General features: G+C 74.9%; 5 protein-coding genes. 3 read left to right on the top strand and 2 right to left on the bottom strand.

Annotated features, from left to right (window positions below):
- Nucleotides 1-94: 94 nt before the first annotated feature.
- Nucleotides 95-805, top strand: coding sequence for a sulfite exporter TauE/SafE family protein (locus HTZ82_RS27750; protein WP_175412126.1), 711 nt, complete (start codon nt 95-97; stop codon nt 803-805).
- On the opposite strand, the gene HTZ82_RS27755 is transcribed toward HTZ82_RS27750, so the two are convergent.
- The gene (locus HTZ82_RS27755; RefSeq protein WP_175412127.1) at nt 789-1871 is read right to left on the bottom strand and encodes a LacI family DNA-binding transcriptional regulator; all 1083 of its coding nucleotides are present in this window, start codon (nt 1869-1871) and stop codon (nt 789-791) included. The two genes, HTZ82_RS27750 and HTZ82_RS27755, sit on opposite strands and share 17 nt — an antisense overlap.
- 213 nt (nt 1872-2084) lie before the next feature.
- On the opposite strand from HTZ82_RS27755, the gene HTZ82_RS27760 reads away from it, so the two are divergent.
- A complete protein-coding gene (locus HTZ82_RS27760; protein WP_175412128.1) occupies nt 2085-3356 on the top strand; it encodes a cytochrome P450 in 1272 nt (423 codons plus the stop codon).
- 2 nt (nt 3357-3358) lie between these two features.
- On the opposite strand, the gene HTZ82_RS27765 is transcribed toward HTZ82_RS27760, so the two are convergent.
- The gene (locus HTZ82_RS27765) at nt 3359-3616 is read right to left on the bottom strand and encodes a WhiB family transcriptional regulator (protein ID WP_309235724.1); all 258 of its coding nucleotides are present in this window, start codon (nt 3614-3616) and stop codon (nt 3359-3361) included.
- Between the two features lie 180 nt (nt 3617-3796).
- On the opposite strand from HTZ82_RS27765, the gene argG reads away from it, so the two are divergent.
- A complete protein-coding gene (gene argG, locus HTZ82_RS27770; RefSeq protein ID WP_175412130.1) occupies nt 3797-5245 on the top strand; it encodes an argininosuccinate synthase in 1449 nt (482 codons plus the stop codon).
- The last annotated feature ends 37 nt before the right edge of the window (nt 5246-5282 follow it).

A 5282-nucleotide genomic window follows, 5' to 3' on the forward strand; every position in this document is an offset into this window, starting at 1 on the left:
CGCCGGACCGGAGCGCAACGCCGGACCGGAGCGCGACACCGGACCCGAGCGCGACACCGGACCGGGGTGCGACACCGGACCGGGGTGCGGCGCGTTGAGTGGGGAGGGGGTGGCGGTCCTCGCGGTGGCGGTGGTCGTCGCGGCGTTCGTCCAGGGCGCCAGCGGTCTGGGCTTCGCGCTGATCGTCGCGCCGGTGGCCGGGCTGCTCGACCCGGGACTGCTGCCGGTGTTCGTCCTGGCCTCGATGATCCCGCTCAATCTGTACGTCGCGTGGCGCGAGCGCGCCGCCCTGGACCTGCGGGGCGCCGGCTGGATCACGGCGGCGCGGCTGGCCGCGACCCCGGGCGGGCTCCTCCTCCTGTGGGCCGTACCGGACCGGCGCCTCGGGCTGCTGGTCGGCGCGGCGACCGTCCTGGCGGCCGTGGTGAGCCTGGCCGCGCCGGCGTTCACGCCAGGGCGCCGCGCGTACGCGGCCGCCGGGGTGGTCACGGGGCTCACGGAGACGGCGACCGGCGTGGGCGGTCCGCCGCTGGCGCTGGTCTACCAGCACCGCCCGCCCGCCGAGCTGCGCGCCACGGTCGCCGTGTGCTTCCTGGTCGGCGAGGTGGCGTCGCTGGGGCTGCTGTTCGCGACGGGGCAGGGCCGCCCGGAGCAGTTGGGGTGGGCGGTGCTGCTGCTGCCGGCGCTGGCCGCCGGTGCGTGGCTCAGCCGACTGGTGCACCACCGGTTCGACGCGCGCAGGATGCGGCTGTTCGTGCTGTGCTTCGCGCTGGTGTCGGGGGTGGTGCTCATGCTGGGGCCGTGACGCGCAGCGACGAGGCCCGGGGGATGACCACGGGCTCGGGCGCCACCGCCACCGCCACGGACCCGGAGGCGGCCGCGCCGCCGCCGCCGTCGCCGTCGCCGTCGCGGCGCAGGCGGCGCAGGAGGAGCTCCACCGCGTCGCCGGCCGCCTCGTCCAGGTGCAGGTCGACGGCGGTCAGCGGCGGCTCGCAGGTGCGGGCGCGCAGCCCGTCGTACCGCGTGACGACCATGACGTCGTCCGGGACGGTGCGCCCGCTGTCCCGGATCGCCCGTACGGCGCCGACCGCGAAGGCGTCGACGAGGGCGCAGACGGCGTCGGTCTCCGGGTGGGCGGCGAGCAGGGCGGCGCAGGTGTCGTAGCCGGCCTGCTCGCCGCCCTCCTCGGCGGCGGTCACGACGACCGGGGCCCAGCCGTGCTCCGCGGCGGCCCGTTCGAACGCGGCGCGGGCGTCGACGGCGGAGTGGCGCGCTCCGGCGCCGATGAGCAACGCCGGGTGCCGCGCGCCCTGTTCGCGCAGGTGCTCCAGGAGGAGCTCCGCGACCCGTCCGCCGCGCAGATCGACGTACGGGGTGTCGTCCCCGGCCGCCACGGGCCGGCCCAGCGTCACATAGGGCAGGCCGCGCTCCCGTAGCTGCGCCGACGCCGCGTCGTCCGCGTCGGGCTCGACGACGATGGCGCCGTCGATGTCCACGGAGTACAGCGGCGACCCGGTCCGCACGGGCGGTACGAGCACGAGCGCGTAGCCGTGCACCAGCGCGCGTTCGGCGGCGGCCGCGGCCACCTCCATGTAGAAGCCGAGCCGCGACGGGCCGCCGGCCACGGCGAAGGGCATCGAGGAGGCGAGCGCGATGGCCTTGGCCTCGCCCCGGCGCAGCCGCTGGGCGCGCAGGTTCGGCCGGTACCCGAGCTCGGCCGCGACCTTCTTGATGCGTTCCCGGGTCCGGGGGTCGACCTTCCCGAGCCCGTTGAGGGCGTGGGAGACGGTCGTCCGCGACACCGATGCGGCCTTGGCCACGTCGGCGATGGTCGGCGGCCGGGCACCGGAGCCGGAACCGGAAGGGGGCATCGGGGCGTACGCTCCTCGCTCGCTGCGCGGGACTGACCCCCACATCCTCGCCGATCTCCCCCGCCCACCGGAAGGCGCGGCCTGCCAGGGCGCCGGGCGGCCGGGCGGCCGCGGCCGCCGCGCGGCGCCGTGTGCATACTGGCCCACGGTCGGAAACGGTCTGGACGGTGGGCGGACGCGCGGGCGCGCGGGCGCAGCCGCGGGGAGGATGTCATGGCAGGCGGGACGATCCCGGTGAGGGACGAGGTCGGTGCTCCGGCGGAGCTCGATCTGTTCGGCGACGGGTTCGTCGCCGACCCGTACCCGGTGTTCGCGGCGCTGCGGCGGTCCTCTCCGGTGCACCACGATCCGGCGACCGGGCTGTGGCTGGTCAGCCGGTACGAGGACGTGGAGCGGGTGCTGCTCGACCCGGCCGGTTTTCTGCCCGACAACGCCCAGCACGCCGTGACGCGGCTGCCCGTCCCGGCGCTGCGGGTGCTGGCGAAGGCCGGCTTCGGCCTGCCGCCTGCCCTCGCCAACAACGGCGGTCCGACGCACGCGGGGCTGCGGCGCCTCGTCACGCGGTTCTTCAGCGCCGCGCAGGTGACCGCCGCCGTCCCGCTGATCGAGGAGACGGCGCGTGAGCTGCTGGCCGGGGCCGGTGACGAGCTGGCCGGGACGGGCACGTACGACCTGGCGGCCGATTTCGCGCGGCTGCTGCCGTGCCGGGTGATGATGCGGCTGCTGGGCGTCGAGGGCGTCACGGCGGACACGCTGGTGGAGTGGAGCGACGCCGCGCTGGAGCTGTTCTACGGGAGGCCGGGGCCGGAGCGTCAGGTCGAGCTGGCCGGTCTGGTGGGCGCGTTCCACCGGTGGCTGACGGCGCAGGTCGCGGGCGGTGCCGGGGGTGGCGGGCTGATCGGCGGGCTGCGCGCGCACCGGCTCCCTGACGGGTCGGAGCTGGACGTGCCGACGGCGGTCGCCGTCTGCTTCTTCGTCTTCATCGCCGGGCAGTCGACCACCGGACAGCTGATCTCCACGGTCCTGCGCACGACGTCCGCCGACGCCTCCGCCTGGGAGCGGGCCGCCGAGGACGACGACGGCTTCGCGCGGGGCTGGGTGGACGAGGTGCTGCGCCGTGAGCCGCCCGTCACGACGTGGCGCCGGGTGGCGGCGCGGGACACGGAGCTGTCGGGGGTCCGTGTGCCGGCCGGGGCGCAGCTGCTGCTGATGCTGATGGGCACGGGGTCCGACCCCGCCGTCTTCCCTGATCCGGAGCGGCTCTGCCCGTACCGCCGGAACACCCGCCGCCATCTGTCGTTCGGCGCCGGACGGCACCGCTGCCCGGGGGCGCTGCTGGCCCGTACGGAGGCGGTGATCGCCCTGCGGGCCGCTGCCCGGGCGCTGCCCGGCGTACGGCTCGTCGACGACGGCGACCCGGACATGCTGGGCCTGCTGTCGTTCCGGGCCCCGCGCCGCGTGCCGGTGGAGCGGCGTCGCCCGTAGGGTCAGCGGCCGGTCGTCCTGCGGGCCCGTGCCGCGCGGCGGCGCAGCGTGCGGCGTTCGTTCTCGGTGGTGCCGCCCCAGACGCCGTGGTCCTGGCCGGTGTCCAGGGCCCACCGCAGACACCGCTGCTGTACGGGGCACCCGGCGCAGACCCGCTTGGCCTCCTCCGCCTGCATCACGGCCGGTCCGCTGGTGCCCACCGGGAAGAAGAGGTCCATGTCCGCGTCGCGGCACGCGGCCGCCTGTCGCCAGTCCTCCACGGGAGTCTCCCTACTCGTCCCACACTCGTCCTGCCCCGCATTGAAGCGGCGCCGGCGGCCCGCCATGACGAAACCGCGCAAACCGGCCCCGGAGCCCCGGGTTGTGCGGTAAGGAGCCCCCGGCGTGCCGTGACGACGGCCACGGTTGCATGTTCATGCGATAGCTTGCATACTCTTGCCATGTCCAAGGTCCTCACCTCCCTCCCCGCCGGCGAGCGCGTCGGCATCGCCTTCTCCGGCGGGCTCGACACCTCGGTCGCCGTCGCCTGGATGCGCGACAAGGGCGCCGTCCCGTGCACGTACACCGCCGACATCGGCCAGTACGACGAGCCCGACATCGCGTCCGTGCCCGGCCGTGCCTCCGCGTACGGCGCCGAGATCACCCGGCTCGTCGACTGCCGTGCCGCGCTGGTCGAGGAAGGGCTGGCGGCGCTCGCCTGCGGCGCGTTCCACATCAAGTCGGGCGGGCGTCCGTACTTCAACACCACTCCGCTGGGGCGCGCCGTGACCGGCACGCTGCTGGTGCGGGCGATGCTGGAGGACGGGGTGCAGATCTGGGGCGACGGCTCCACGTTCAAGGGCAACGACATCGAGCGGTTCTACCGGTACGGGCTGCTCGCCAACCCGCACCTGCGGATCTACAAGCCCTGGCTGGACGCGGACTTCGTCTCGGAGCTCGGCGGCCGCAAGGAGATGTCGGAGTGGCTGCTCGCGCACGGGCTGCCGTACCGGGACTCGACGGAGAAGGCCTACTCCACGGACGCCAACATCTGGGGCGCCACGCACGAGGCCAAGACCCTGGAGCACCTCGACACCGGCATCGAGTCGGTCGAGCCGATCATGGGCGTGCGGTTCTGGGACCCGTCGGTGGAGATCCCGACGGAGGACGTGACGGTCGGCTTCGACCAGGGCCGTCCGGTCACCATCAACGGCAAGGAGTTCGCCACCGCGGTCGACCTCGTCATGGAGGCCAACGCGATCGGCGGCCGGCACGGTCTGGGCATGTCCGACCAGATCGAGAACCGGGTGATCGAGGCCAAGAGCCGCGGCATCTACGAGGCGCCCGGCATGGCGCTGCTGCACATCGTCTACGAGCGGCTGGTCAACGCGATCCACAACGAGGACACCGTGGCCGCGTACCACAACGAGGGGCGGCGGCTCGGCCGGCTGCTCTACGAGGGCCGCTGGCTGGACCCGCAGGCGCTGATGGTGCGCGAGTCGCTGCAGCGCTGGGTGGGCGCGGCGATCACCGGCGAGGTGACCCTGCGGCTGCGGCGCGGCGAGGACTACTCGGTACTCGACACCCGGGGCCCGGCGCTCAGCTACCACCCGGACAAGCTGTCCATGGAGCGGACCGAGGACTCGGCGTTCGGCCCGGTGGACCGGATCGGCCAGCTCACCATGCGGAACCTGGACATCGCCGACTCGCGGGCGCGGCTGGAGCAGTACGCGGGCCTGGGCCTGGTCGGCACCGGCCACCCGACGCCGATCGGCGCCGCGCAGGCGGCCTCGACCGGTCTGATCGGCGCCATGGACGCGGGCGGCGCCGAGGTGATCGCCTCGCGCGGTGAGGCCGCGGACGAGGAGACCATGCTCGACCGCGCCGCGATGGAGTCCGGCACGGACTGACACCGGCCACTGGTCGCACACACCCGGCGGCAGCGGG

The sequence above is a fragment of the Streptomyces sp. TRM64462 genome (assembly GCF_013362995.1).
Taxonomy (GTDB): domain Bacteria; phylum Actinomycetota; class Actinomycetes; order Streptomycetales; family Streptomycetaceae; genus Streptomyces.